This window comes from Petralouisia sp. (assembly GCF_056822245.1).
The window spans coordinates 1-26,482 of sequence record NZ_JBQIOP010000002.1 but is presented as its reverse complement, the minus strand read 5'-3'; the positions used below and the strand labels follow the sequence as shown (position 1 = coordinate 26,482).

The following is a 26,482-nucleotide window of genomic DNA, read 5'->3' as shown; positions in this document are numbered from 1 at the left end:
AGTATTTCCAGAAATTGCAGAAAAACTCATGCGTAATGGTATTTCTTGCGGTTTACAGCCAGAAATACCGCCGTCACCGCCAATGCCAGAAGCTCTGCTGCGCCAATAGCCAGCCAGATACCGGCAATTCCCAAAATCAGCGGCAGCGTCAGTACCATTGCAATCTGAAACAGCAGCGTCCGCAAAAATGAGATTGAAGCAGAAACCATGCCGTTTCCAAGGGCCGTAAAAAACGCAGAGCCCCAGACGTTCAGTCCCATGGCCAGAAACGCAAGGGCATACAGCCGGAACCCATAGCAGGTCAAATCAAACAATTCCGCGTCATACCCGGCAAACACAGACACCAGGGGCACGGTCAGAACTTCTGCTAAAACCGTCATCACAATCCCCGCCGCACCCATTAAAACCATGCTTTTTCGCCGCAGATTTTTCAGCTCCTCATAATTTCCTGCCCCGTAATGATAGCCTACCACCGGGCTGCTGCCGATAGCATAGCCCAGATAAATGGCCATAAAGGCAAAATTGACATACATAATAATCCCGTAAGCTGCAATTCCGTTTTCTCCTGCCAGCTTCATCAACTGGAAATTATACAGGATGTTTATAATAGAAGCGGAAAGATTCGTCACCATTTCCGAGGAACCATTTCCGAAGGTTTTTAAAATAATCTTCATTTCCAGTTTTGTTCCCGTCAGTCTGAGAAGGCTTGTATTCTCCCGGGCAAAATAAAAGAGCGGGAAAATTCCGCCTACCACCTGACCGATTCCTGTGGCAAAAGCCGCCCCGGCAAGCCCCCATCCGAAAACTGCAATAAACAGATAGTCCAATATCACATTGGTGATTCCCGCGGCAATGGACATTTTAAGGCTCAGCCCCGGTTTTTCCGCTGTCACAAAAAAGCTCTGGAACACATTCTGCAGCACAAAGGGCGTCAATGCCAGAATCAGGCATCTGTAGTAGAGGATGCTCCCTTCCAATAATTCCCCGCTGGCTCCCAGCGCAATAGAAATGGGCCGCGCGAATGCAAATCCGATGACAGTCAGCGCAAGGCTTAATCCTATGGAAAAGTACACCAGCATGGAAAAATACCGGTTGGCTTCCTCCCGCTTCCCTTCTCCCAGAGTCTTGGATACCACTGCGCTGCCGCCTGTGCCTATCATAATTCCCACTGTTCCAAAGGCCATACACACCGGAAACACCAGATTCAGCGCCGCAAAAGGTGTTTTGCCCACATAATTGGACACAAAAAAACCATCTACAATACTGTAAAAAGAAGTGCAAATCATCATCAATACCGGCGATATCACAAAACGCAGCAGCCTTGGATACGTAAAATGATCTGATAATTGTATTCTCATCATGTCCTCCTTTCAACATTCTTCCGCCTTTTTCCGAAACTTTCCCACATATTTTCCCATTAATTTCAACATCTCCCGGCACTCCTGGGGAGACATTTCCTCAAACACGGACTGCTCCAGCTCCATCACCGGAAAAATCTTTTCCTCCACCATCCGTTTCCCCTCATCTGTCAAAAAAATCTCTTTCTCCCTGCCTTTGCCGGAATCCAGGGAAAGAAACCCCTGCGACTTTAAGTTCTGAATTGAAGAATTGACGGTCTGCCTGCTGAGGGAGCACCAGTCTGCAATATCCTTCTGCAGACACCCTTCTCCCAGTTCCATTATGGTATACAAAATAATAAAGGCACTGTCAGACAATCCCATTTTAACTGCCAGTCCATGGTAAATCTGATCCATTTCCCGATAAAGACGGTTGAATTCTTCTAAATGTTTTCCCTGTTTGTATTTCATGAGCATCCTCCTAAATCCGAAATCGGACAAAATGGATTATAATCCGATTTCGGATTTTTGTCAAGTTCTTTTGGATTGTCATTTTCTGCAAAAAAATTACCTCCTTTTCATTTTGTTTCTGTTGTTACTGAGAAAACGCAAAAAGAGGTAATTTTATTGCAGAAAAATAAAATTTTTTATTTAATTTTTACTTTTTTGATAAAAAAGCTGCTGGTATAAGTTTTTCCCTTATAGGTTTTATAAGCCTTTACTGTAAAATAGTATGTCTTTCCGGATTTTAATTTGGTTTTTGTGCAGCTTTTCCCTTTTGTGGTTTTTACTTTCTTCCATAAATCCTTTAACTTGGTTTTGTAGTAAACCTTGTAACCGGTTGCGCCTTTGACTTTGCTCCATTTTACAGTTGCTTTTTTCTTTCCAGGCGTTATCTTAAAATTCACAATATCCGGCGCCGTGGCTGTATAGGCGGAAGTATAGCTTCCGCTGACAATCCGCTTTCCGTTCTGATCCTGTGTATAAGCCTTTACTGCAAAGCGGTAACCAGTAGCCGGAGTCAGCCCTTTTACTGTATAGGAAGCTGTATTGGTTTTCAGGGCTGCTTTCTCTGTCCAGCTTTTCTTAGAACGGTTATACTGATAAATCACATAGCCTTCTGCTTCCGGTATCTTTTTCCAGGAAAGCATCACCTTTTTGGTGGATGATGTGATTTTAAGCCTTGAAACATTGGCAATGCCTGCTGTCGGTTTTTTAACCGCGTCATCATCCGGCTTTTTATCTGAGTCTGGTTTTGGGTCATCGCTGGGAGTCTTATCGGAATCGGTTTCTGGGTCTTGCTCCGTATCAGAATCGGTTCCTGGGTTTTGACCCGTATCGGAATCGGTTCCCGGTTCAGGATTTGGAGTCGGAGTTGAATTCGCAATTACTTTCTGGATCTCCGCCATAATCTCCTCTGCCGTACGAGAACCTAAAGTAATATTTTGCACCTTATTATTTTTATCAATATATACGATATAAGGAAAACTCCCTCCGGTCTGCTGATACAAACCAAGATAAGTCAACGCATTGTTCCAGTTTTTTGCCTCTTGGTCATGACAGAATATAATATTTGTCTCTGCATAATTCTGTGCAAAATCTTTCACAGCATCCGCTCCTGCTCCGTACACATCCGCATAAATTAACCTGATATCCGAGCGCTGTTCCTTTCCCCAGTCACTTCCGGCGATACTGTCCAGTGTGCTTTTGGTCTTACCGCAGGTGGTATAACCAAACATCAACACTGTAACTTCATCGGGATTCGCTTTCGTGGAAACGGCTGTGCCATTAATATCTGTCAGAGTATAGTTCCAATTTTCAATGCCAGATTCAGAACCGGCCGGCGGTGTCAGCGGCCCATCATAATCAATGTCTGCAAATTTTATGATTTCCGCCATAATTTCCTCGGCAGTTTTCTTTCCTTCTGTGATACTCTGAACTTTATCATCCTGATCAATCAATACGATAACCGGCATCTTGCCGCCACTTTTTCCCGTATATCCTGCCATGGCGGCAAGTATTCCATCTGCTTCATCATAGCAGAATGTAATTCCGGGTCCACCATAGTTCTCTTCCTCCTCCAAAACTTCTTCTTTGTTGTAATATCCGCTGCAGGCTGCATAAATAACCCGGATATCCGGACGCTGCACCCAGTCGCAGGCGGAAACACTGCCAAGTGTGCCTCTTGTCTGGCTGCATCCCACATTTCCAAATATCAGTACTGTAACCTCCCCCGGATTCGCCTTAGTGGAAACGTCTGCATCGCTGGTGCTTTTAAAGGTGTAATGCTTGTTCTCTGTACCGCCCTCAGCCGCCTGTACCGTTGTTCCCATCATCATGTATAAAAATGGAAACAGAAAGAGCAGCATAAAAACTGCCGTTTTAATCTTTGCGCAGGTTTGAATCAACTTGTTTACTGTCATAAATATCCTCCATCCTGTCTGCTGTCCCCTTTTTCAGCTTCTTATTCAATTTACAGTATACAAAATATTAATTCGTTTGCCAAGTTTATTTTTTCGCGCAATTTTTATTTTTCAAACACACTCTATCGCAAATTGGAGAATCCCCCTTGAGAATCGCATACCACCAGACGCGCCACAAAAAAGACACTCGGAAATTTAGCATTCCGAATGTCTGACTCTTGTTTTGGGCAATACAGCTGGTCATCTTCACTCGGCAATACCCACTGCCCGAGAATAAGCGTCCATGTTCTCTTTTCCAGTTACTGATACGGTTTGTTTTTCCCCTTTATACTTTCCTAATGCTAAAGAAAGCAGATTACTTTGCCTAACAAAATCATGTTCAGATATTCATGAACAGGTAGGGATTATTTTCTCCTACGCTATGTGCCGGCGGCAGGGATTTTCCTACCTTTCTTTTGCAATACATAACATAGAGAACCCCCAATGAAAATAGAAATTGCATCACAAACCGCTTGTATTCAGGTATTACTCAGGCAGTTCAAAATTTGCTTTTCATTATTGAAATTCAATGATATGTATGATATGGTAAATTATAGAATTGTAAAAAATGTCAGATTATGGGAGTTATTCTTAAAATATAGGTCATGACTGGGGAAAAGAAATCTTATATAAATAATGATTGGGGAAAAGGTACTATTTATGCTCAAAAGAATATCTGAAAAAATTATAAATAAATTTGTGTCAGTAGAAGAAATGAGTCATGAAGATAAAGTCGTACTTGAGTTTGGATTTAATATTTTTGTATCACATATAATGCATACTCTGATTATGCTAATTATAGGTACTATTTTGGGCGGATTTTTAGATACAGTTATATTCATATTATTATATTCAATTGTTCGGAAAAATGCAGGAGGGGTTCATGCATCGACTGATAAAATGTGCATGATATTTTCTGTTTTTGTCATGATATTAGGAATATTGTTAAAAAATATTTTTGCATTTGTTCCGTTTGTCTGTGTTATAGTTTTAAATCTTAGTTTATCTGTGGTAATTTGTCTTTTAGCTCCAGTTGATGATGTTAATAAACCCGTAGATACGATAAATATTAATCATTACAGAAAAATTGTTTTTGAGATAATATCAGTTTATTTTGCCATGTTTTTAATTTTTGTGAAAATTGATACTTCTTATTGTAATGTTATCACATCAGTATTGATTATAGAAGTGATAGATATATTATTGGGATTAAGTAGAAGTCCAAGATATCGAAAGTATAAGGGGGAGGGAGAATGATGCTACAGATTGCTATATGCGATGATGAAAGAAAAATTGTCGATAAATTAGAAAAAATAATAAGAGAATATTTTAAAGATGGAAATGTAATTGCATTGTATAATTTTTTTGATGCGAAAACCGTGTTAAACTGTAATATAATTTTTGATATTATTTTTTTGGATATAGAGTTGAAAAATCATAATGGTATAGATATTGCCAAAGAATTACAACAAAAAAGCATTAATACCAAAATTGTATTTGTTACAAATTATGTTCAATATATACGGTCTGCTTTTCAAGTCCATGCATTTCAATATATATTAAAGCCCGTAAAAGTAAAGGAAATAAAAGATGTTTTAAATGAATGTGTTAGATATATTCAACAGAGAAATAATAAGAAATTATTAACTATCGAGACTAATGAGGGAATTGTGGATTTCGATTTATTTGATATTTATTATTGGGAGTTTAACAATAGAAGAATTTATATTCATACGAATCAAGGTTGTTATCACAAAAGTGGAACTTTAAAAATAATATATAACGATTTGAAAACTTATGGTTTTGGTATGCCGCATAACGCTTACATCGTAAATTATTATAATATTCGTAATATAAAAGGTTATGAAATTACAATGAAGAATGGGGACATAGTTCCATTGGCACAAAAAAGAGCCGTGAAATTTAAAAATTCTTTTTATGATTTTTTACATGAAACATTTTATTATTTATGATTTTATCTGTATAATAATATTCGTATATGTAAAATTGTGAATAAGATAAGGGGATAATTTTTTATGTCAGCATATGAAAAAATGTTGGTGTTTATAACGACGCCTGCATGGGGGTATATTTTTATAAAGTTTATGGATCAAATTTATAAAAGAAAGTATCATAATGTTTGTTATTTTTTTGTATGGTTATTATTTTGCGTTATATCCATATATTTTAAAAGGTTTAGAATTCCTTGGTTAAACTCTTTGGTGATTTGGCTGCTGCTAATATTTATAACTGCTCTTTTTTATAAAAAGAATTACTGCTTTGTGATTTATAACACTTTTTTTCTGATATTTATGATTTTTATTGAGATTTTTCCTATAGTGATTATTAGTACGATCAAATTTGTAAATATAAATGATATATTAACGAATGATATAATCAATTTTTTGATGGGAGTATCGGAACCCTTAACTGGCTTATTATTATACAATTTTATTGCAACTCTATTATTAAAACAGAAAATACAAAAGATAAATTTATTTCAATCCATCATTGCCATCCTTTATATTTTTTTTGAATTATATGTGGTTTCACTTATAGTTTCGTTAGTGCAAAATAATTATAGAAAAAGTAAGTTGCTGTTAATAGTTATTGGCGGATTTTTTCTGTTAAATTTGCTGCAAGTATATTTATTTAAATATGTTTCTGATGCTATGGAATATGAGCAAAGAGAGTTGGCAATTGAGCAGCAAAAGTATTTGATGAATGTCTATTATGAAAATATAGATGAAAAGTATATTAATACGCAAAGGATAATGCACGATATTAAGCGTCATATAGATATGGTAAGAAATTATTTTGCCGATGGTGATTCTAAAAACGCGAATAAATATTTGGACACAATAGACGAAAATATTAGAAGTATAGGCAGGGCTTTTCGATTTAGAAACAGAATACTTAACCTAATTATTAACGAAAAATATATTACCTGTAAATCAAAAGAAATAGAATTTGATGTTAAAGTGCAGGATATTGAAAAATTAACTATAAGTGATTATGATATGACAACTATATTGTCTAATTTGTTAGATAATGCGATAGAAGCATGTGAAGAAATAGACGTTCAAGAAAATAGAAAGATAGAATTACATATTCATGAATATAACGAATTTTTGATAATAAGCGTAAAAAACCCTGTTGGAAGTTTTAACAACAAAAGGGATAAATTTATTACAACCAAAAAGGGGCATCTGGGTATAGGATTAGTAAATGTTGAAGATACTGTTAAAAGGTATGATGGTAATTTTAAGATAGAACATAATAATAAAATTTTTTGGGTGAAAATTGTCTTTCCAATGTGATTCTTCTTATTAAGTTTGAATATGACATATTTATGAGCTATTTATGATATACAGAGTTTAAATAATGTCAATTATACAAAATAATTGTAAGTTATGCATATTCTCTTTTAAATTATCCCAATTTAATGTATGATATTTAAAGTATAGCCGTTATGTTGGGTTTTGTAATCATAAAGAAATTTTGATGGTTTTACAGGAGGTGTGTTAAGTGAGAGGAAAAGAAAAAAATGTGAGAAAAGTTATTGGAAAGGCAATCACATATATTGCGCATAAGGAAGCTGAAAATAATGTAAATTCGCTTTGTCTGTATTGGCATCATCAGCCACGAATACCAGAAGAAGTTAAGCGTTTAAAGAAACATTAGTGAAAAAGGAACTGATTTAAAAACCTTGACAGTTGATTGCTGTTAAGGTTTTCTTTATTTTGAATTTTAAAATAAAAGAAAAGAGGATCTGTCCAGACATTGTAGCAGTTCCTCTTTTTCCTTATAAATGGTACCATTTTAATAAGCAGTTTTATTATTTAGTAAGATAATCTGTCGATACATATCCTGTGCAATTGTGTTTGTATGAATATGCATAAGCCCAGCCATTACTCGTACTGTATACATATAGTTTGTCACCATAATATAAATTACCTATAATGGTTCCGTTTACGGGAGAGGTTCTGAAGTGAACGCCATCGCCGATAACAAACGCTTCGCCAGTAGTATCTGATAATGTTGATATACCAACATCAGAATTTTTGGTAACAGCCAATGTGTTTGATGTTTCAGAATTTGCAGCAAATGCTGTGGCATGAAACATAAAAACTGCAGCCATAACTAAGGCTAGGGAAATAATTTTTTTTGTAATTTTTCTTTTCATATTTTATCTCTCCTAAATGTAATATTCAAGCGCTTGTAAGATTATTATATTTTACAGGTGATAATTTTCAATAGCGATGGAACAATTGACATTTTCGGAGAATAAATGACAAATTAAATTTTACAACTTTGCAATAATTACAGCTGAACGAGACTACTATTGATTTATTATATGATTTTTATCAGGATAAATATTTATAAAACGTCTACTGTCTGAAAGGAAGTTTGATTGTAAAGGTACTTCCGCCGCCTTTTGTATCACTTACAGAGATAGTTCCGCCATGTGTATAGCAAATTTCTCTTGCAATGGAAAGTCCTAGTCCGAAATGTTCCTTATGTTTTCTGGAAGAATCAACTTGATAGAACTTATCAAATATTTTTTCTTTGTCTTTGTCAGAGATGCCTATTCCGGTGTCAATAACCTGTATATGGTATTTTTTATGTGAATAGTATATGTTCAACGATACATTTTGCCCGGAAGGAGTATAAAACAGGGCATTATCTAATAAGATGATAATTGCTTGTTCCACTCTCTGTCGATCACAAAGGCAGTCATAATTACAATCGCCGGATATTGACAAAGAAAGGGTAATGTTTCTCTGTTTGGCAATTGTAACATATTTTTCATATATGGACTTTAACAGATTTGCGAGATTAACACATTCAAAATTAAAATTCAGCTCAGCATTTTCAACTTTTATGAGACATAAAAGGTCTTGTATCAATCGTTCCATTCGGGACATCTCATTTTCCATTAGAGAAAAAATTCGCTCGGTTTTTTTGGTATCAGGTTTGTTCTTTAAAATGGACAATCCGGTTTTGAATATAGCTAGTGGTGAGCGTAATTCATGCGAGGCAAAGGCGATAAAGCGCCGCTGTTTCTCATCATTCTGAATCACAGGCTTTAATGCATTTGAAGTAAATATATGTGAAAATAAGTATAATATTAGTATGGAAAAAAACCAGATGCCAAAAAAAAGAATACGTTGTTTATTCACATTACAGTAAAAATCATCTAAACTATATAAATAAATATAGGTTATTTCCTGTTCACTTGCATATAATTTTGTATTCATAACAAGAAATTTATGATTATCTGATGTATATTCAAAATACTTTTGATCTATATCGGACGAACTGGAGGGGGGATTGGAGATAATATTTTTATTTTTCATATATTTTTTTATATCTAATATAACAGAGATATCTCTATCTGATAATATAAGGGAAGAAAGCGTAGTAGGTGAACCATTCACTTCAATATAAAGGATGTTTTTGTTTGCAGTAAAATTTCTCATATACCAATTAATATTAATGCTTTCAGATAAATGTATATCAGAGGAAATGGTGTTGGTTTTCAGAAAGAAAAGCGCTTTTTCCTGACCATACATATTTTTTTCAGATGCATTCAGGCAGCACAAAATAATAATAAGTACAATCAGTGTAGTGGAAAGGCAACATATAAATGAAAGTTTGATTTGGATTTTATGAAACATGCTATTCTCCATTCTTCCGTAAGAATCACTGACATTAAATCTTTTAGGAAATTTTCAAATATTTTTTTTCAGCATCAGACAATATCCTTGACGGTGTATCGTTACAATATGTACATTTGTATTTAAGCTGCTTAATTTTTTGCGGATTAAATAAATATAGTTATCTAAATTGCCATCTTCTATTTCCGCATTCAATCCCCATACATTTTCTATGATTTGCGGACGAGTCAGAACCCGGTTTGGATTTTTGAAAAAATAAGCCATAAGCTCTCCTTCTCTTTTGGAAAGGATGAAGATGTTGTCCATATGAATTAATTTTGATTCTTTTATACAGAAACGTATGTCTCCAAACTCAAGCAGAGAAGGGGAGGAATCTCTAAAGGTTCTGCGCATGACACAGCGTATGCGTGCCTGAAGTTCACCAATGTCGAATGGTTTTACCAGATAATCATCAGCTCCAAGATCCAGGCCATTGATTTTTTCTGAGGAATCCCCAATGGCGGTTATAAATATTACGGGTGTATCCACTGCGTTATGCCGTATTTTCCTTAAGATTTCTTCTCCAGGCAGGCTGGGCAGCATTCTGTCCAATAAAATAATATCATGTAAATTTTGCAAAGCTAAAGTTAGTCCCTCCAGTCCATTATGGCAAATATCAACAGAAAATCCGTTTTCTTCTAAACCATAACTCAACAACTCTGTAAGGCTTGTATCATCTTCAATAATCAAAATCCTCATTTAAATTATCCTCTCAGTGATTTACTCCAGGGGGGGGGTGTTCTAAGAACCCTAAGGCATCCTCCCACTTCGTGGATTCCTCCTTAGGACAAATTATACCACAAAAGTTCTCTAAAAGTCCTCTAAATTAAAATGGTTGTTTAGAGAACTTTTAGAGGACTTTTTAAATTTGGATGTGATAATATAAAAAAGCTATATCAAGAAAGGCATGCCTTGAAACCTATGAAAAAAGGAGGAACGTATTTTATGAAAAGGAAAGAATTTTTATGGATTATCATTTTGCTAAGCCTAATTTCTGTATTTGCTGTTGGATGCAATTCTTTTAAGAACAATAAACAGGAAATAGGAGAGGAAGTTTCTGTGCAGGAAAATGAGACAGATGAATATGCAGGCCAAAAGGCTTCAAAGGGCAGATATCGGGAGGAAAAGATTGATTTTCCGGTATCCATTAAGAATATATTTGATGTGGAGTGTAACGAAAATGGCAATGTGAAAGCGTTGTTTGAAGATGAACCGGGCAGTTTCTTTTTTTGCGAAAGCAAGGACTATGGCGTTTCCTGGGAGCCAAAAGAAATAGGGAAAGAATGGCTTCCGGAAAATTACCGGGTGGTTTCCGCTTGTTTTGGGGCAGATGGAGACATTGTTGCATCCGCAGGGAAAATGTCAGAAGATCCTTTAGACGAAAAACATCCCATTGGAGAATACTCTTACTTTAGGATAGATAATGTGGATGATGATACAAATGTCCGGCAATTATCGTTACAGCTGCCTGAGCCTGAAGAGATACATTTGGAGTCAGGTTATGGACTGCAACAGATTCTGCTTTCTGATGATGGAAAACTTTATGGAATGCTGACAGCAGAAGAAAATGAACAGATAAGTTTTCAGGCTTTTTGTTTTGAATTGGAGCAAGGAACGGTCTTATGGGAGTTGGATACAAATGCAGCGGAAGTTGGCCTATTTGGAGATAAAGTATATGTGAATGAATATAGCGGAAAGGTCAAGGTATTAGATAGGAATACGGGAGAACAATCGGGGGAATTGTCCATTCCGCTGGGAAATAACTTTTTATGCTGTATGGATATAGACACTCAAAAGGACAAAATATTTTACTGCAACGAAACGGGAATCTACGGAACAGATTATAATATGGCGCTTTCCGAGCTTTTAGTGGACGGAAAATTGAGCAGTTTCTCAGATGAGACTTATGATGTAAAAGGTTTTTTTCGTGTCAGTGAGAAAGTATTCCTTGTGTTTGTACAAGAGTTCTCTGGCAAAGAAATGGAACTATTGAGATATGAATACGATGCAGATTTGCCTACACAGCCGGAGCATGAACTGGTTGTTTATTCTTTGAAGGATAATTCTGTCGTAGAAAAAATAATCTCTGATTTCCAGTCGGCACATCCAGATGTATTAGTGAAACACGAAGTTGGTATGGGTGATTCTTCTTTGAAAGATGAAACGGATGCGATAAGCAACCTGAATACAGAAATTATGGCGGGGAATGGTCCGGATGTCTTGATCTTGAACGGACTTCCGTGGAAGTCATACCAGGAAAAAGGCATACTTGAAAATTTAAGCAGTGGTTTGGGAACATACATGAAGGAAGATAAGGTTTTTGGGAATCTTTTTTCGGCGTATCAGGCAGATGGTTCTCAGTATGTGATTCCTATTTCATTTAAGATTCCAGTATTAATTGGCGCGGAAAATATGATCTCTAAAGTTGATTCTGTAGAGGAATTGCTAAAAACAGCAGAAAATACAGAAGATTTGCCTCCTTTTTTTAGAAAAAAGCAGGATCTCTTGCGCTACATCTTCAGTATCTATTGGCAAAGGGTAGAACAAGAGGAAGGACGGATTTCCAAAGAAGAATTGAAGAAAGTATTAGAAAATGTGAAGCTGATAAATGATGATTTACTGGAAAAGGAGAATGAGATATCCAAGTTTTTTGCTGGGAATGAAGAAAGAGAGAAGGATTATGATGTATTTGCAAATGATACTTGGTTAGACGCGTCAGCTATCAACTATGGAAATGTTGCAATGGAATTAGGATATTTGAGCCACCTGCAGGATTATGCGAATGTTCTAAATTGGGACTTATCCTATCAGACGCTTTCGGAGGGAGTTTTCAGCGCCCTTATTGCAGGAGTTAATAAAGAATCAGATCACATAGAAAATGCTGAGGAATTTCTCAAATTTGCACTTAGCGATGACGAACAGAAAATATTTGTTGACGGAATGTATATGGTGATTATGGGATTTCCAGTAAATAAAGCTGCTTATAAAGACATGGTTTCACAACCTTCGCAAAGTAAATTGGAGGAGTATGGAAAGGGATTTGAAAATTTAGGAGAGACCTTTGAATGGCCAAAACAAGAGGATTTTGATAAGTTGGAAAAGAAAATTGCGGGCCTTAACACACCTGCAATGGAAGACAATATTGTGATTAATACAATATTGGAAAATGGAATCCCTTATTTGTCAGGTGAGAAAGAAATTGACATAACCGTAAATGAGATTGTCCAGTCGCTAGAGCTGTATCTTCTTGAGCGTTAAATTCAGGAGGTACGTTTTGTGGGAAAAGGAAAGAAGAAAATTTATTGTAGTTTGAAAGACTTTGCGTTTATTCTTCCTAGTTTGGCAGGGGTATCTGTCTTTGTATTTTTTCCCTTTGCAGATGTGGTGAAAAGATCATTCACAAATGTCACGGGGGAGGTGTTTGTAGGATTTTATAATTATAAAACAGTATTTCAAAACCAGGCATTTCACTTGGCAATGGGAAATACTTTGAAATTTATTCTGATATGTGTGCCGTTATTGTTGGTGTGTTCCCTGTTATTGGCAAATATTGTCTATTTTGGAACGGTAAAATTATATAGAAATTTTTGTCTTTTGCCGATGGCAGTGCCTGTGGTTTCACTGGTTTTTGTATGGAAAATGGTATTTCACAGAAATGGGCTTATCAATAGCTGTCTTGGCGTGGGGCCAGACTGGCTGAATTCTTCTTATGCTTTTTGGATTTTGGTTACCACCTTTTTGTGGAAAAATATGGGGTATTATGTTGTCTTATGGCTGGCGGGACTTGAGGGGATACCGGGAAACCTGTATGATGCAGCAAATGTTGATGGTGCAGGCGCTTGTTCGATATTTTGGCATATTACTCTTCCCGGATTAAAACCTATGTTTTCTGCAACGCTTATATTGGCAATCACTGGTTCACTGAAATCCTACCGTGAATGTTACCTGCTGGCAGGCGAGTACCCGGATAAAAGCATTTATATGATACAGCACTTGTTCCACAATTGGTTCCGGGATATGTCAGTGGAAAAGATGTCAGCAAGTGCAGTCGTAATTGTATGTGTTTTCATAGTGATTGTTTATCCGTTCCGTAAAAAAGGAGGAGGTAATCTTGAGTCATTCAGTCATGAGTAAACTATCTTTTTTTACAGCTGTGGCGGCGTGTGCTCTTTCATGCATTCCGGTTTTTATTTTATTGGTTGGCGCGATTACCGGAGAATATGAATTAATGGAGTGCTTGGGAGGAATTTTTCAGGAACAGGGAGATACTTATTTCTTCTTATTTCCGTCTTATCCTACCCTCCGGGGATTTATTGAGGTGCTCCTGGATAAACCAGATTTTTATGTTGTATTTTGGAATTCAGTAAAACTGACATGCCTGATTATTCTTGGGCAGATTTTTTTCTCTGTTCCGGCAGCATGGGGCTTTTCCAGATGGCATGGTAAGTTAAGCAGCCTGCTGTTTTATCTTTACACTATTTTAATGCTCCTTCCATTTCAGGTAACAATGCTTTCAAATTATATTGTCATTAATGACATGGGGGTTCTTGATACACATGCAGCAGTTATATTGCCGGCGGTGTTTTCAACTTTTCCAGTATTTATCATATATCGTAGTTTTATTGGCATACCGGAAGAAGTATTTGAAGCATGTTCTTTGGATAGCAGCAGCAGATTAAAGATGTTTTGGAATATAGGCATTCCTCTGGCTATGCCGGGAATTAAATCGGCAGTGTTGTTAAGTGTGATTGAATATTGGAATATGATAGAGCAGCCGTTGCTTTTCTTGAAAACACCGTCCCTATGGCCGTTTTCCATATACATACCAGGCATTAATTATGATAATGTCCAGTATATATTTGTGTTTTCCCTGATTGTCCTGACTCCTATGATTCTGATTGTATTTTGGGGAAAGGATGAAATCAGTAATGGAATTGGATCGATAGCGCTAAAAAAATAGAAAGAAGGATATATTTATGCTCGCAGGAATGAAAAATATTGTTCGTAAGAAACAGACGAATGCAATTCTTTTGTTTTTTGCAGTAATGGCAGGTTTAACCATTCTATCCAGAATTGCCGATTCCTTTATGATTCCACAGGTTGCGATCAGTCCATCGGAAGAAATGGAATTGAAATATCCGGTAGAAATAGAAGGCCGTGTTGGGACAGAGGGAAAACAGGCGATATATTGCCAGGAAAATCTTCGCATTGGAAATGTCTTTGTGGAAAAGAATGATGTTATAGAAAAGGGGGACTTGTTTTTCTCCGTTGATATGGAGGATCTTACATCAAAGATTAAACAGTTGGAACAGGAAATCAAAAAATGTGACTTACAAATTGCAGATTTGGAAAATGCCTATCAAGAACAAGTGAATTTACAAAACCAGAGTTTAATCCGGGCAGAAGAAGATTATAGCGCTGCTTTAAATACCACAGAAAAAGAGGTTGATACCGCTTATATAGAAATGGAGAAAGCCAAGAGTGAATTAGAGCGGCATGATTCCTTAAAACCTGAAGAAGGAAGTTTAGAAAATGAAAAATCAGATGGAAAGAATGTTGTAAGACGAAATGATACTTTGGAAACAGTGGAACAGGCTGAGGTAGAAAAAGAGGAGATTGAAGAAACAGATGTTTTTGTAGAAAAGAGTGCATTAGAGGAATGGACACAAAAAAGAGAGGAGTTAGAGCAGAAATATTATGAAAAAAAGAAGTTATATGAGAGTGCAGTAGCATCCAGAGATGAATCTTTAAAGGCGGCCGCAAGACAGATCGAAGATGCAGGCATGGGAGTAAATAAAAATAATTCTTCCGCATTGCAGCAGATGGAAAAGGAAAGTTTGAAAAATTTATTACAGCAGCTCAATGATTTGCGTGAAGAAAATGGAAATGTATATTCTGAATTTAAGGGGCGTATTTTGGAGTGCAGTATCTCCACAGGCAGTATCACTACATTAGAGCCAGTGATAATTCTTGAAGATTTCAGCCAGCCGTTTCAGTTTGAAGGATTTATTGGCGAAAAAGCCACTCCTTTTGTTGAGAAAGGGACAGAATGTATGCTGGAAATGATGCAGGGAAATGTTCTTCTGGACGGAGTAAAGATTAGTGAAGTTGCGGAAGGAGAAGATGGGATGTATAGAGTAACTGCCAAAGTGGATTCAGATTCCGTTTATCAAACGGGCAGTGCGGTGTTAAGTTTTACGGAAAGCAGCAAGAAATATCCCAAATGTATCCCATTATCGGCGCTTTATAGTGGAAACTCCGGATATTATGTCATAGAGATAAAGGAAGATGAGACTGTTTTGGGGGCTCAGTTAATCGCAGAATATGTTCCAGTAACATTAATTGAAAATAATGGGGAATATGCAGCTGTTGAAGGAGAGATATCCGAATACAGCAAAATTGTAGTCAGCGCCAGCAAGACGATAAAGGAAGGTGACAGGGTACGGATAATAGAAGAATGAAAAACAACCAACGCTTGCGTTATATGGTGGCGTTTTCTTTTGGAATTGCCTTAATATTAAATTATATGAGATTTATTTCTTATTATAAAGAATTAAGCAACATAGACGAGAATTTTACCTATATTTATACAGATTCAGTGCTGTCGAAAGGAATTGTGGAAGAATGTAATAAATATCAAATAGACTGTGAAATCTGGAATATAGGTAAAGAGGAAGAATTATGTGGAAAGGGATTAACACATACTGCTGTTGGATATGTAATCTGCGCAGAAAATGGTATATTAAAAGAATTGTATTTAAACAGGGGAGAATTATCCTGTGTGATTTCATCCGAACTGGCGTATTTACTGTTTGGTACAGAAAATATTATAGGGGAAAAAATAGAATATAGGGGAAAATTATATGAAGTAAAAAAACTAATAAAAAATAAAATGCCAATTGTATTTTTGAATGAAGAAAGTACACAGCTGAAAGGCGAAAATAAAGATTATCCGGATGAGAACGGTGTGAAAATTATAGAAAATGAAGATTATTCAAAGAACAACAAAGAGAACATTTTAGAGAGTAAAATATCGCTAGCAATGGTTAAGGGAATTGAGGCGTTGAGTTATCACGAGATAGAAAATCTATTTATGGATAGTGATTTTATAATTGATGTAAATTTATTAAAGTGGATTGTTTATATTATAATTTTTTTCTGCTTTTTTTGTATCATGGGATTTTGTTTTTGCCAAAATAAGAAATGGGATAGTAAACCCTCATCATGCTCAGACTGCCGTCCGGCGGGCCGCATGGCCATCCATGCTATGGAAGCCAGGGGCTTTCATAGTAAATGGTTTTATGTTGTCGTTATGTTAATTTGGTTTCTGTATGTAAGAATATTTATATTTGCCAGCATAGAGGATTTCCCGGTATGGTCTTTACCTGGAAAATGGTCTGATTTAGAAGGGTGGGGGAAATTAGGAGAAGAAGTCTTGAAACAGATATCATATATTATTCATTTTAAAGATTATCCAATTATTTACACATATTATCAAGGTGTAATAAAAAGTATTTTTTACTTGTTTTTGTCTCTTATACTGGTGTATTTGTTTTTCAAAAGTTCATTACGCCTTAAATATTTTTGGGCAGTGCACATAGTAATAACCATAATTGCCTTCATAGTCTATGTTTATTGTTCTGATAAAGATATGAAGATGCTTATATATTTCGTGCCCTGTTTTATAGGCTCTTTTATATGTAAAGATACCTGTAACTATCTATCTTCCTGGAAGTATTCGAATTGAAATCGGTGCCGGGTGTCCCATTTTATTCCGGCCCGTTTCTAAGCCGTAGAAGAGATCACCTATATTTGCAGCGCCACGCTTCAGGGCGCTAAGCGCCTGGGAATGTTTGTCCAGCGCCGGTCAGAGTGGAGGATAAACATTTAGAATGAGCCGATTCCGTAACGGTGAAGCCAAAGGCTGAACTGTTACGAAATCTCAGATTTCTGGTTATGATCCACGGACGAAACACGCACTCTGTGGGAAATTTGGCTATGAACCGCAGCCAGACTCTTCTAATTCACCAACGACCAAATCCACTGCAGCCATCCCCGCACCGAACTTGCACGCCTTGCGATCAGGCTTTCCCCGCAGACCCTCTGCTCCCGCATTCTGGCAGCAATCTCACGTTTCTCCGGCATCCTGTGGCTTTTCAGCAGAATTTCAAACAATTCATGAAAAATCTGATGCTCCAAAATCAGCCTCACATATTCCAACTGACGTTCCTTATAGCGCATTTTCAGAAGCCGCCTGCCGGACGGCGTAAGATGCACCTTCACTCCTTCCTCTCCGGAACGCTTTTCCATCAGCCCTAAATACCTTCCGGCATTAAAATAATAATCCGACTGTCTCTCCCGAAATCCGAACAATTCCGCTATCTTCACTCCTGACATCGGCTCTTCATTCAGATGTTCGGTCAGGGAAATTACTTTGGGGAAACTGTCTGCCTGAATAAAAGTGACCTCCGGTTCTGGTTTTATCAGCGTTTTTTGCCAGGCGTCCCGCAGATCCTCCCAGGTTATTTCAATATCCTCCAGGCTGTAATTTTTTTCCTGCACCAGTTTCAGGGAATTGTAATCATTGATATCCCTGAATTCATATTCCAACAGACGGAAAATATTATTGGAATACACCAGAAATACCGGCCGAATCCGTTTTCTGATCTTGGAATTCCATAGCCTTGCCGGATAATATAACTGCCGAATCAGGAAATTGCTGTGAACTACATTTTTTCCTTCGATGATGGAAAAAACATTGGGATTTTCAAATCCTCCGTCTATCTCCACCTGAGAATTTTCCACCGTAAGATAAGATTTGCTCTGGCGGCCTTCTGAATTCCAGCCGCTGACATAAAATCCGAAGGTGCCGGAGCCCATTCGGCCGGACACTGTCTGCACCATGGAGGCTTCCCCCAGAAAATCATCCAGAATTCCTGCAATGCTCATAATATTAATAGCATTGGCCTCTGAACGGATATCGTTGATATCTATGGTTTCATAATAATCCGGGATTTTGGCGCCTGTCATTTGTTTGATATCAGAAACCGGTTCCGGAAAATCCTGATACAAATCAAATTCTCCCAGAACATATTTTCCTCTTGTCACCGGTAAAATCGCTATTTTTCTGCCAAAAACACCCGGCAGGGATTCCCGGGTGTCAAATTTCGTCATCAGGCGGGGTTCTTTTACCTCCCGTATCTGATCTGCAGTAATGTAATACAGTCCATTTTTTTTGATCTCATTTTCAATGCTGTATTTTTCAAATAAAATTTCCCATTTTTCATCAATCAGGCTCATAATTATGTACCAGTATCTCCTTGATTTCTCCCCGTTTTTCCGGATTGACATTGATGGCCCGTTTGGCGTTCACATACTCGACAATATAGTCTTTGTACAATTCTTCGATAAAGGAACAGGCCGAATTAGACAGTAAAAATTTAATACCTCTTGCATGGAGCGCGTCGCACTGCTCCTTCAGGGCAATCTGCTCCTGCTCTCCAAACCCGCCCGCTGTATATCCGGTAAAAGAAGCGGAGGCGCTGATAGGCATATAAGGGGGATCAAAATATACAAAAGCTCCTTTCCGGATTCCTTTCAGCGCTTCGCGGTAGTCTCCGCACTTGATGGTGATGTCCGCCTGGTTAAAATAATCCGATAATGCCTGAATGGTTGTTTCATTGGTGATGTTGGGATTCTTATACCGGCCCCAGGGGGAATTAAACTCTCCGGAACTGTTGACCCGAAACAGGCCGTTATAGCATGTCTTGTTTAAGTAGATGATTCTTGCCGCCCGCTCCACATTGGTTAAATTTCCAAATCCCTGCTTGTCACGATCCAATGCCCGCACATGGTAAAAATAATCCTCACAATTTTTCTCCCTGTGCTCCTCAAGTTTACTTATCAATGCTTCCGGTTCTTCTTTGATTGTCAGATAAACATTCATCAATTCCTGATTGGAATCGTTAATTACGGCTTTCGCCGGCTGCCTGCAAAACAGCACTGCGCCGCCCCCCAGAAATGGTTCATAATATGTGGAACATTTCGGGATAAGGGGTTCAATGCTGTCTAAAAGCTGCCTTTTTCCTCCTACCCATTTTAAGATCGGAGAAACTAATGGATTCTTCTTCGCCATCCTTTTGTCTCCTATTTATAAAAATCAGAATTTGAACACTGTGTTTTGTCCTGTCTATCATTATAACCTAAATAGCCTGAAATGTTAATAGGTCAGAAAAAACCAGAATACATTTATTGTTTCTCACAGCCTAAAATTTTCTGAAAAAATTCTAAAAATCCATTTCCACCAGACGCCCCTTTTAATTTGTCTGCCGGCAAATCATAATAGTACTGATTGGTTTTTATATCAATGGAAAGGCTGTCTAACGGAAATCCTTTCTTTCTGACCGCACTGCGGGGCGTATCCGTTAAAATAAATGTGCTGCTTTCCATAGACGGTTCCATAGCCTCGTAAATATGATTTTCATCCATAATAAAACAAATTGCATTTTTGTATCTTGCAGTAAGATTGCCATACTGTTTCACTAAACCAGAATAATATTCTATCATCTGCCCATCAGACAAACAGACTCCGTTTACTGTACGCATATGCACTCCCGGTTGAATTTCATCCGGCACATTGTCAAAATACAATATTATCTGCTTCTCCTGACACTGTTTTTCATACTCGTGCGAGGAGATACGGCCTTATCAAACTGTCTCACGTATAAGCAGCCGTACAATCGTACAGCTTTCTATACTTCTGTCTTTCTAATTCCACAAGATATTCTGTCGTGCCTTCTTCAAATTTTTTCTGGCCTGTCAAATGAAAACCATGCCTGTGATAAAATGAAATAGCCCTGGTATTTTTTTCTAATGCCCATAAATGATCCGCATGAAATTCTCTAATTGCATATTCAATCAGTTCATTGCCAATCCCTTTACTTTGAAAAAATGTATCCACATACAATTTACAAATTTCCGTTTCACTCATTTGAATAAAACCCCTGATTAATCCATCATCAAAAACATATATGTGTTCCAGTATCTCATTCTTTTTGAAATAATTATCTGCCAGCGAAACCACTTGCAGCTCACCAAAAGAAAACTCCTCTTCTTTAAATATAGGGAAATAATACATCCTGTTATTGAATACATATATTTCAGCTATTCTTGATACATCATTTATTCCGGCTTTTCTAATATTCATATTGTTACCCTTGGGAAACCTTTGATAATCCCCATCCTTCATAAAATAAAAATTGCCCGTATTCAAATTATCTCCGATGCACAAAAATGCTCCGCCAAACAGCGAAGCACAAAATTTGTATCCCAGCCATTTATCAGCCGCTGGTTAGGCGGCGAAAAAATTTATATCTGCACCTGTTCTGTCACTGCCGCTATGCGGTTCCGGCAGAATAAGGAAGCGGTTATACGGAATTTCTTATTCATATATTATACTCATTTTTTGCTGGATTTCTACTGGCATTTTATACAAAAACAAGCATTTTTCTATGCTCTCATATTATCTCATACCGCCTCATGCTATCCCACAAATGATTTTGCCCTTTCACTCTCTGCCTGCTTAGTCTTTGTATTATGGGAAACCGTGTTATCCAGATTAATGTTATCTGAAGCATTACTGTCTGCCACACCATTCTCTTTTAATAATCCCCTGCCTTCCTCACTGACTTCAAGGATATCCGTTTCTTTATTTTTGTTTCTGCTTTCCTCAATTCTTTCTTCCAGTTTCTCACGTTCCTCCCTGCGCTTTTGAATTGCTTCTTCACGTTCTGACTTTGCCTTTTCTCTTGCTTCCTCTGCGTCCTCTTTCATTCCCCTGTCGGCTGCTTCCTTATATTCGTCTGCTTTGTCTGAAAATTCAGCGACATACCCCATTGCCCGATCCATTGTTGCCGTATCACCCCTGCGCCTTGCTTCCTTGTAAACCCTGAATGGCGAATTAAGCAAATCCATATTCGTTTTTGCGCCTACAAGCCCTTCCATCGTTTTTGCATTCATAACGAACCCTCCAATCGTTCTCCGTTCTCATTTCTTTTTTCGGCAGTATAAATATGCACCATCAGCTTTCTGTTTCAAATAACCTGTTTGATGTTATGTGCGGAAGTACATAAGGGCACTAAAACTGAAATCGTAAAAATACCATTTTGGACTTCTATATTCATAACCCCATTATATTTATGTACTACATCACTGATATTCAACAGACCAATACCATGCTCCTCTGGGTTTCCCTTATTCGTAAATCCAATTTTATGTTTATCTTCCATATCCGCACTGTTTTTTGCTTCTAACAAAAAGCATTTTTTTACAACCCCTGATTGAATATTAATAAACTGCCGCTGATTGCAATATTGTTCCTTATGCTGTAACCTTTCACACGCTTCCACTGCATTGTCTAATATATTTCCGAACAATACACATAAATCAAATTCATTCATGTCACACATTTTGGGTATCTGCACATCACATTCCCATATAATATTTTTTCTTTCAGCTATTTTCTGCTTTTGATACAGCAGTATATCTACGACTCTGTTCCCTGTAATTTGTTCGCCGGCGTCCAAACCGGCGCTATCCTCCATGTTTTTCAGATAGCTCTCCATTTTTTCCCACTCTTTGCTTTCCAACAACCCCAATAAAGCAATGATATGGTTTTTCAAGTCATGCCTTAACCGCTCTGACTGACTGTATTGCTCCTCCAGCATTTTGTAAGCTGCAATTTGACAATGATACTGACTGCTTTTTTTCTGTTCCATATAAATTTTATTCATTCCAAAAACAAAACAGCCTGCTCCAAATATAGATAAGGCTGTCATGACACAAAATCCCGCATGGCTGAAAATCTGGTCATAATATAACCCCATATCTCCCCCGCTTCTGACTAAAATGCCGTTACTTGCTCCCCAATTCGCCACATCGGTAACTACTGTAATTGCAAGCAGAGGAATTGCCAATAAAATATACCATTTTCCTGTCTTACAGTAAAAAATAGATGCGAGATATTGTGTTCCCAAATATATAACGAATATCGTCATAGTGAAACTGACACAGATAATCAGATTTGTTTCTCTTTCCCCCAAAAACGGAACTGCAATGTTTTTGACCCTATGCCTCCAAAACAGCATGAAGCACGAAAAAATTGATATACAGAAATTTTCCACAAGCGTTGTTGCAGTAATCAGGAGAGAAGCAGCCAAAATCTTTTTCTCTGTATTCCTCTGAAATAACAATAATATCAATCCTATAAAAAATATATGGTTCAGTAATATCAGGGCGATATTCGGAATAGAATAACACTGACCCACAGCATGTATTAACAGGCCCCCGCAAAAACCGAAAACCGCAAACAATTTCTCATTTCTTTGTGAAATTTCCAAATATTCTTTGCAAAACTTTCCAGCCATACATATATATGCGAAATAACATAACAGTTCCAGGAAAACACCAGCAAAGTCCTGTATCATATGATTCCTCCATTTTTTCTCATATACCTCAAAATTTCTTTGCAAAATTCCTCGTATCTTCTTTTTGCAATCACAATCCGCTCCCCATTATCAAGAATTATTTCCTGCCTGTTATATACATCAACATATTTCAAATTTATGAGATAGCTTTTGTGGCATCTGAAAAATCCTTTTTCCTGCAAACTATTTTCTAAAACGCCAATTTGCCCATAGTATGTAAAAATTCCATCCGTTCCATGAATATCCATGATTCTCCCTTTTATCTCAAAATAATAAATGTCATCTAAAAACAATTTCTTTTTTTGTCTTTCTTTGCTGACAATAATAAATTCCTGTGAATGGCTTTCTAGTTTGAGGACAGCTTTTTGTAATACCTTTTTCAATTTCTTCTCATCAATCGGTTTCAGCAAATACTGAAAAGCCTCTACATCATAGGCTTCAAATACGTATTCCCTGCTGGAAGATATAAAAATGAGAATTTTTTCAAATGCCTTTTCACGAAAAATATGTGCCGTCCTCATTCCATCTAAATCGCGCATGATAATATCAAGAAAAATGATGTCAAAATTCTCTGACGACTGTATCAGTTCCTGCCCACTGCAAAACTGCCGTATCATGCAGGGGATATTCATTTCTTTCAATATCACTTTAATTTTTCCTGCTATCTTACAGCACTCCATGACTTCATCATCACACACCGCTACCCACAGCATTTTAGCCACCTGCCTTACTCGAATATAATTAATATATCGGCATAAATATTGTCGGGGTTTTGTTGGTGATATGAACGGATATTTGAATGTAATAACCGTAAGCCTTAAACTGTACCCATTGTCAATGACATTTTTCTAATTTGTTTCAGGGAACTTATGTTTTGCTTTGTTTTCGTTCATAATTCCTTTTAATGGGTAAAATGATTTTACACTTGAACTCTCTGCCCGCTTATGGTATATTATAAATACAAAAAGACAACCGCCCACAAGTTGGGTTGACCAGTGTAAAAGCAGAAAAACCACCCTTTCACTCGCCAAAGTTTCAAGGGTGGTTTTTCTATGCAGACTTACTTACAAAACGTAAAAACGAATGTAAGCAACGCCAAAAGGAACAGACCAAAGGTCATAATATCCTTAAAATCAAAATGACTTTTCATAGCATCACCCCCATTCTGTAAAAATGAGAGGTCAGCCCACCCTGCAACACGGTTGTCATGTCGTATTTTATCATATTTTCTTACGTTCTACAATCTTTACTTGCCACTTTTCCAACATGCGACGCTGCTCCTCATGGAATCCCTGCTTTTTCTTCCCGCACTTACTTTTCCCGGATGCAAGGTCATCACATACCAGTGCATAGAGATATTCGTGCGCACGACACAAGGAAAAGATTTTCTCATATGTCAGTTACGTGTTAGTTACCGTAAAAATTTTGTGTGATTCTGTACTGTTTCATAGGAAATTCAGAATATAAGAAAACCCCGGAAATACGCTGTTTCCGGGGAATGTCTCTCTTTTGCAATATTCGATTGAATTATCTCTTGGTGAACTTCAAACCGCATAAAATAAAGCTTTACAGACTATTTGTGTGCTACAAGTGTGTTATGAAAAACCATTTTTGTCTATTTATGAACACTTACAGACACTTTCTTTAATCCCACATTAATTTGTATTCCAACACATGGCTTAACAACTTTCTTGGTTCAACATTAAACTGCTTTGCTAATTTCTGTATTCTCTCATCCAGCAAATGAATATTTTCTTCCTCACATCTACGAATATCCGCTTCCTCATGCAACAAAAATTCTGAAATACCATTAGGCTCTGCCCCAAGTTTCTCAAATAATCTTTGACTTGGATAATTTTCAACATCAATTCTTGCACGAAATTCCGATACATTCAGACGATTCTTTATTTCATCTAACATAACACTAATTGCTCTATATCCAATTCCTTTGTGTTTCCACTTATTCAAAATTTCTATCGCTATCTCCCATTGTTCATGCGTAGTATTCTTTATACCACAATATCCGGCATATTCATTATCCACGATTACCGAAAACATCAATGCTTTATACTCTATATGTTCATTCCATAACATATTACGATAGGCTTCTTCTTTCATCATTGATTTAACGATATTATTTTCCTTTTGCAATTCAATAAATATGTCTTTATCCGAATCCTGTACTTTTCGTAGTATAATTTCATTTTCTGTAATAATACACTCTCCCATTGCCCAGAACTTCTTATAAATCTTTTTCCCAATTTCATCATATGCAGCAATATCAATTAAACGTTCTGCCAGCAACGTATTCTCTTTATCCTTAAGAAAATTGATTGCTTCTTTCTTTTTTTCTTCAAAGGTTCTTCCATCTTCTTTTTCTATAATGTCCATAACTTTATGTATTGAATCTTCTATTGAAATTTTCATAACGTTAGCAGCTAATGATTGATTTTTCATTTTAACGACCTCTTCCATAACAATGATAATTTTCATTTTATCACAAAACCGTCTTTTTGCATATTTCAAAAATATTTCAGAATGGCAGCAGGACTAAGGCTTTTTGAAAATGCCCGGCAATTTGACACGCTTACTACCACTATGCGGCGTTTTGCTATAACCCCCACCCTATGCTTATTCTGGAACAAAATAAAAGGGTACGCACCGAACACATACCCTTAATGAAGTATTATTTATTTCTCATTCTTAACTATTTCAATATATTTCTTTAACGTATTTCTGCTTATATTATGTTTCTGCATCAAATCTATTTGCTTTATACTTCTATCTTTAATGAATAGCTGTATATCCGCTTTCAACTCGTCTGACATTTTATCAAGCTTCCCTGTTGCTCTGCCGCTACGTTTGCTACTGGCTTCTATTCCGTCCTTAATTCTTTGAACTGTTATTTTTCTTTCCTGCTCTGCTCTGTCCAACTCCACAATCAGCAATAGCTTTACAGTGCTTTCAAGGCTCGTCCTTGCTACTAGATTCTGCGCCTTTGCCACATTCAATAAATGCTTGATATACGGAGTGCTTACTGTCTGATTATCAATAAAAATCAATTCAACGCCTTTATTCAACAGTTCCATATACTTCATATACCCAACTTCTGCTTCTCTTGTAAAGCGGCATATATCTTTAAAGACAATCGTACCTCCCGGCTGTACTATGCTCTCTAGCTTTTGCCATTGCTTACGCTCTGTAAAATTCTTTCCGCTTTTGTCTTCCCTAAACTCTAACAGATATTCAATGTCATTCTCTTTTGCATATCTTTGTAACGCACTTTCCTGACGGGTAAACTTCTGTAAATCTCTTTCCTCTGATGTGCTTATCCTCATATAGCTATATACATTACACATAATAATACCGCCTTTCTTCTATCACACCACTTTACAACTTTTCCATAAAAAAATGTCATACAGGACTTTCTGATGTATAATAAGTTTGCAAACAAAAAATACGAAAGAAAGTGATCCTGT

At 37.0% G+C, this 26,482-nt stretch carries 24 protein-coding genes; 9 read left to right on the top strand and 15 right to left on the bottom strand.

Translation table 11 applies throughout. The annotated features are described in order from the left end of the window. Positions 1-26: 26 nt before the first annotated feature. From ACTO17_RS01075 to ACTO17_RS01065, 3 genes are all read right to left on the bottom strand, one after another. A complete protein-coding gene (locus ACTO17_RS01075; RefSeq protein ID WP_482556567.1) occupies positions 27-1,358 on the bottom strand; it encodes an MATE family efflux transporter in 1,332 nt (443 codons plus the stop codon). A 12-nt stretch (positions 1,359-1,370) separates the two neighbouring features. Next, positions 1,371-1,808 (bottom strand): MarR family winged helix-turn-helix transcriptional regulator, encoded by a 438-nt coding sequence (locus ACTO17_RS01070; RefSeq protein WP_482556566.1) that lies wholly within the window; start codon positions 1,806-1,808, stop codon positions 1,371-1,373. Positions 1,809-1,984: 176 nt separating this feature from the next. Continuing rightward, entirely contained in the window at positions 1,985-3,760 is a 1,776-nt protein-coding gene (locus ACTO17_RS01065) for a TlpA family protein disulfide reductase (RefSeq protein ID WP_482556565.1), read from the bottom strand. Positions 3,761-4,459: 699 nt separating this feature from the next. Here ACTO17_RS01065 and ACTO17_RS01060 point away from each other — a divergent pair. The 4 genes from ACTO17_RS01060 (at position 4,460) to ACTO17_RS01045 (ending at position 7,483) form a co-directional block, all read left to right on the top strand. Next, complete coding sequence (locus ACTO17_RS01060) at positions 4,460-5,056, top strand: accessory gene regulator ArgB-like protein (protein WP_482556564.1); 597 nt, start codon at positions 4,460-4,462, stop codon at positions 5,054-5,056. Further along, positions 5,053-5,772: a LytR/AlgR family response regulator transcription factor gene (locus ACTO17_RS01055; protein WP_482556563.1), complete on the top strand. Its 720-nt coding sequence runs from the start codon at positions 5,053-5,055 to the stop codon at positions 5,770-5,772. The genes ACTO17_RS01060 and ACTO17_RS01055 overlap by 4 nt, the downstream gene beginning before the upstream one ends. A 63-nt stretch (positions 5,773-5,835) precedes the next feature. Next, the gene (locus ACTO17_RS01050; protein WP_482556562.1) at positions 5,836-7,119 is read left to right on the top strand and encodes a GHKL domain-containing protein; all 1,284 of its coding nucleotides are present in this window, start codon (positions 5,836-5,838) and stop codon (positions 7,117-7,119) included. A 208-nt stretch (positions 7,120-7,327) separates the two neighbouring features. Next, positions 7,328-7,483, top strand: coding sequence for a cyclic lactone autoinducer peptide (locus tag ACTO17_RS01045; protein WP_482556561.1), 156 nt, complete (start codon positions 7,328-7,330; stop codon positions 7,481-7,483). Between the two features lie 154 nt (positions 7,484-7,637). On the opposite strand, the gene ACTO17_RS01040 is transcribed toward ACTO17_RS01045, so the two are convergent. The 3 genes from ACTO17_RS01040 to ACTO17_RS01030 all read right to left on the bottom strand — a co-directional run bounded on the left by ACTO17_RS01040 (position 7,638) and on the right by ACTO17_RS01030 (position 10,218). After that, positions 7,638-7,985, bottom strand: a complete 348-nt coding sequence (locus ACTO17_RS01040) for an SH3 domain-containing protein (RefSeq protein WP_482556560.1) — start codon at positions 7,983-7,985, stop codon at positions 7,638-7,640. A 205-nt stretch (positions 7,986-8,190) separates the two neighbouring features. Continuing rightward, a complete protein-coding gene (locus tag ACTO17_RS01035; RefSeq protein WP_482556559.1) occupies positions 8,191-9,480 on the bottom strand; it encodes a sensor histidine kinase in 1,290 nt (429 codons plus the stop codon). A 54-nt stretch (positions 9,481-9,534) separates the two neighbouring features. Then, positions 9,535-10,218, bottom strand: a complete 684-nt coding sequence (locus ACTO17_RS01030) for a response regulator transcription factor (protein ID WP_172535222.1) — start codon at positions 10,216-10,218, stop codon at positions 9,535-9,537. A gap of 246 nt (positions 10,219-10,464) precedes the next feature. On the opposite strand from ACTO17_RS01030, the gene ACTO17_RS01025 reads away from it, so the two are divergent. The 5 genes from ACTO17_RS01025 to ACTO17_RS01005 are packed head-to-tail and all read left to right on the top strand — an operon-like array spanning position 10,465 to position 17,266. Next, a complete protein-coding gene (locus tag ACTO17_RS01025) occupies positions 10,465-12,777 on the top strand; it encodes an ABC transporter substrate-binding protein (RefSeq protein WP_482556558.1) in 2,313 nt (770 codons plus the stop codon). A gap of 18 nt (positions 12,778-12,795) precedes the next feature. Beyond that, positions 12,796-13,653, top strand: coding sequence for a carbohydrate ABC transporter permease (locus ACTO17_RS01020; RefSeq protein WP_482556557.1), 858 nt, complete (start codon positions 12,796-12,798; stop codon positions 13,651-13,653). After that, the gene (locus ACTO17_RS01015) at positions 13,631-14,479 is read left to right on the top strand and encodes a carbohydrate ABC transporter permease (RefSeq protein ID WP_482556556.1); all 849 of its coding nucleotides are present in this window, start codon (positions 13,631-13,633) and stop codon (positions 14,477-14,479) included. The genes ACTO17_RS01020 and ACTO17_RS01015 overlap by 23 nt, the downstream gene beginning before the upstream one ends. Positions 14,480-14,495: 16 nt before the next feature. Beyond that, positions 14,496-15,980, top strand: coding sequence for a hypothetical protein (locus ACTO17_RS01010; protein WP_482556555.1), 1,485 nt, complete (start codon positions 14,496-14,498; stop codon positions 15,978-15,980). Further along, the gene (locus tag ACTO17_RS01005) at positions 15,977-17,266 is read left to right on the top strand and encodes an ABC transporter permease (RefSeq protein ID WP_172531350.1); all 1,290 of its coding nucleotides are present in this window, start codon (positions 15,977-15,979) and stop codon (positions 17,264-17,266) included. Before ACTO17_RS01010 ends, ACTO17_RS01005 begins: the two co-directional genes overlap by 4 nt. Before the next feature lie 272 nt (positions 17,267-17,538). Here the strand turns inward: ACTO17_RS01005 and ACTO17_RS01000 are convergent, their stop codons facing one another. The 9 genes from ACTO17_RS01000 to ACTO17_RS00960 form a co-directional block, all read right to left on the bottom strand. Next, positions 17,539-18,870, bottom strand: coding sequence for a type II restriction enzyme (locus ACTO17_RS01000; protein WP_482556554.1), 1,332 nt, complete (start codon positions 18,868-18,870; stop codon positions 17,539-17,541). Further along, on the bottom strand, positions 18,806-19,654 hold the full coding sequence (locus ACTO17_RS00995; protein WP_172531349.1) for a DNA adenine methylase: 849 nt from the start codon (positions 19,652-19,654) through the stop codon (positions 18,806-18,808). The genes ACTO17_RS01000 and ACTO17_RS00995 overlap by 65 nt, the downstream gene beginning before the upstream one ends. 113 nt (positions 19,655-19,767) lie before the next feature. Further along, on the bottom strand, positions 19,768-20,124 hold the full coding sequence (locus tag ACTO17_RS00990) for a hypothetical protein (RefSeq protein ID WP_482556553.1): 357 nt from the start codon (positions 20,122-20,124) through the stop codon (positions 19,768-19,770). A gap of 112 nt (positions 20,125-20,236) precedes the next feature. Continuing rightward, positions 20,237-20,767 (bottom strand): GNAT family N-acetyltransferase, encoded by a 531-nt coding sequence (locus ACTO17_RS00985; RefSeq protein ID WP_482556552.1) that lies wholly within the window; start codon positions 20,765-20,767, stop codon positions 20,237-20,239. A gap of 293 nt (positions 20,768-21,060) precedes the next feature. Continuing rightward, the gene (locus ACTO17_RS00980; RefSeq protein ID WP_482556551.1) at positions 21,061-21,537 is read right to left on the bottom strand and encodes a hypothetical protein; all 477 of its coding nucleotides are present in this window, start codon (positions 21,535-21,537) and stop codon (positions 21,061-21,063) included. Between the two features lie 74 nt (positions 21,538-21,611). Beyond that, positions 21,612-23,003 (bottom strand): sensor histidine kinase, encoded by a 1,392-nt coding sequence (locus ACTO17_RS00975; RefSeq protein WP_482556550.1) that lies wholly within the window; start codon positions 23,001-23,003, stop codon positions 21,612-21,614. Further along, positions 23,000-23,683, bottom strand: coding sequence for a LytR/AlgR family response regulator transcription factor (locus ACTO17_RS00970; RefSeq protein ID WP_482556659.1), 684 nt, complete (start codon positions 23,681-23,683; stop codon positions 23,000-23,002). The genes ACTO17_RS00975 and ACTO17_RS00970 overlap by 4 nt, the downstream gene beginning before the upstream one ends. Before the next feature lie 964 nt (positions 23,684-24,647). Continuing rightward, positions 24,648-25,460 carry a GNAT family N-acetyltransferase gene (locus ACTO17_RS00965; RefSeq protein WP_482556549.1) on the bottom strand — a complete coding sequence of 271 codons (813 nt, stop codon included), beginning with the start codon at positions 25,458-25,460 and terminating at the stop codon, positions 24,648-24,650. A gap of 233 nt (positions 25,461-25,693) precedes the next feature. Beyond that, a complete protein-coding gene (locus ACTO17_RS00960; RefSeq protein ID WP_172539507.1) occupies positions 25,694-26,362 on the bottom strand; it encodes a recombinase family protein in 669 nt (222 codons plus the stop codon). Positions 26,363-26,482: the final 120 nt, after the last annotated feature.

Excerpts from the sequence above, each read along its gene's own strand:
- ACTO17_RS01075 (WP_482556567.1), bottom strand. The coding sequence starts at position 1,358 with ATGAGAATACAATTATCAGATCATTTTACGTATCCAAGGCTGCTGCGT.
- ACTO17_RS01070 (WP_482556566.1), bottom strand. The coding sequence starts at position 1,808 with ATGAAATACAAACAGGGAAAACATTTAGAAGAATTCAACCGTCTTTAT.
- ACTO17_RS01065 (WP_482556565.1), bottom strand. The coding sequence starts at position 3,760 with ATGACAGTAAACAAGTTGATTCAAACCTGCGCAAAGATTAAAACGGCA.
- ACTO17_RS01060 (WP_482556564.1), top strand. The coding sequence starts at position 4,460 with ATGCTCAAAAGAATATCTGAAAAAATTATAAATAAATTTGTGTCAGTA.
- ACTO17_RS01055 (WP_482556563.1), top strand. The coding sequence starts at position 5,053 with ATGATGCTACAGATTGCTATATGCGATGATGAAAGAAAAATTGTCGAT.
- ACTO17_RS01050 (WP_482556562.1), top strand. The coding sequence starts at position 5,836 with ATGTCAGCATATGAAAAAATGTTGGTGTTTATAACGACGCCTGCATGG.
- ACTO17_RS01040 (WP_482556560.1), bottom strand. The coding sequence starts at position 7,985 with ATGAAAAGAAAAATTACAAAAAAAATTATTTCCCTAGCCTTAGTTATG.
- ACTO17_RS01035 (WP_482556559.1), bottom strand. The coding sequence starts at position 9,480 with ATGTTTCATAAAATCCAAATCAAACTTTCATTTATATGTTGCCTTTCC.
- ACTO17_RS01030 (WP_172535222.1), bottom strand. The coding sequence starts at position 10,218 with ATGAGGATTTTGATTATTGAAGATGATACAAGCCTTACAGAGTTGTTG.
- ACTO17_RS01025 (WP_482556558.1), top strand. The coding sequence starts at position 10,465 with ATGAAAAGGAAAGAATTTTTATGGATTATCATTTTGCTAAGCCTAATT.
- ACTO17_RS01010 (WP_482556555.1), top strand. The coding sequence starts at position 14,496 with ATGCTCGCAGGAATGAAAAATATTGTTCGTAAGAAACAGACGAATGCA.
- ACTO17_RS01005 (WP_172531350.1), top strand. The coding sequence starts at position 15,977 with ATGAAAAACAACCAACGCTTGCGTTATATGGTGGCGTTTTCTTTTGGA.
- ACTO17_RS01000 (WP_482556554.1), bottom strand. The coding sequence starts at position 18,870 with ATGTCAATCCGGAAAAACGGGGAGAAATCAAGGAGATACTGGTACATA.
- ACTO17_RS00995 (WP_172531349.1), bottom strand. The coding sequence starts at position 19,654 with ATGGCGAAGAAGAATCCATTAGTTTCTCCGATCTTAAAATGGGTAGGA.
- ACTO17_RS00990 (WP_482556553.1), bottom strand. The coding sequence starts at position 20,124 with ATGCGTACAGTAAACGGAGTCTGTTTGTCTGATGGGCAGATGATAGAA.
- ACTO17_RS00985 (WP_482556552.1), bottom strand. The coding sequence starts at position 20,767 with ATGAAGGATGGGGATTATCAAAGGTTTCCCAAGGGTAACAATATGAAT.
- ACTO17_RS00980 (WP_482556551.1), bottom strand. The coding sequence starts at position 21,537 with ATGAATGCAAAAACGATGGAAGGGCTTGTAGGCGCAAAAACGAATATG.
- ACTO17_RS00975 (WP_482556550.1), bottom strand. The coding sequence starts at position 23,003 with ATGATACAGGACTTTGCTGGTGTTTTCCTGGAACTGTTATGTTATTTC.
- ACTO17_RS00970 (WP_482556659.1), bottom strand. The coding sequence starts at position 23,683 with ATGGAGTGCTGTAAGATAGCAGGAAAAATTAAAGTGATATTGAAAGAA.
- ACTO17_RS00965 (WP_482556549.1), bottom strand. The coding sequence starts at position 25,460 with ATGAAAAATCAATCATTAGCTGCTAACGTTATGAAAATTTCAATAGAA.
- ACTO17_RS00960 (WP_172539507.1), bottom strand. The coding sequence starts at position 26,362 with ATGTGTAATGTATATAGCTATATGAGGATAAGCACATCAGAGGAAAGA.